1 protein-coding gene is annotated in these 793 nt (G+C 69.7%); it reads left to right on the plus strand.

Annotated elements, in window-relative coordinates:
• Nucleotides 1-14: 14 nt before the first annotated feature.
• Nucleotides 15-793 (plus strand): condensation domain-containing protein (locus tag G4D85_RS48440; RefSeq protein ID WP_240359953.1); only part of this gene is annotated, 779 nt, incomplete at its 3' end.

Genomic DNA, 793 nt, shown 5'->3' on the forward strand with positions numbered 1-793 from the left:
ACGAGCCATTCAACATGAGCGACATCAAGAAGAAGCTTGCAGCGCTGACCCCCGAGAAGCGCGCCCAGCTGGCGAAGCAGCTCCAGCAGAAGGCGTCGCGCAACTCGCTGCCCGCGCTTGCCCGCCGTCCCGAGGGAACCGGGCCGCTGCCGCTCTCCTTCGCCCAGCAGCGCCTGTGGTTCCTGGACCAGCTCCAGCCCGGCACCGCCACCTACAACATGCCCTCCGTGCTCCAACTCGACGGACGGCTCGACGTTCCGTCACTGGAGCGCGCCTTCTCCGAGCTGGTGCGCCGCCACGAGTCGCTGCGGACGGTGTTCCGTGACGAGGGCGGTACGCCCGTCCAGGTCATCCAGCCCCCGGCGCCCTTCCCACTACCCGTGGTGGACATCAGTGGGCACGAGGCGCCCGCGGCCGAGGCACTCCGGCTGACGAACGAGGAGCTGTCCCGCCCCTTCAATCTGGCCACGGGGCCCATGCTGCGGGCCACGCTCCTGAAGCTCTCGGACACGCGGCACGTGCTGGTGCTCGCGATGCACCACATCGTCTCCGACGGCTGGTCCATGGGCGTGCTGGTGCGGGAGATGGCCGCGCTCTACCGCGCCTTCTCGGTGGGACAGCCTTCGCCGCTCCCGGAGCTTCCTCTCCAGTATCCGGACGTCGCGCTGTGGCAGCGCTCCTGGTTGCAGGGTGAGGCGCTGGAGAACCAGCTCGCGTGGTGGCGTGAGCACCTGAAGGGCGCGCCCCAGGCGCTGGAGCTGCCCACCGACTTCGCCCGCCCGCCCCTTCAGAC

The organism is Pyxidicoccus trucidator (assembly GCF_010894435.1).
Lineage (GTDB): Bacteria > Myxococcota > Myxococcia > Myxococcales > Myxococcaceae > Myxococcus > Myxococcus trucidator.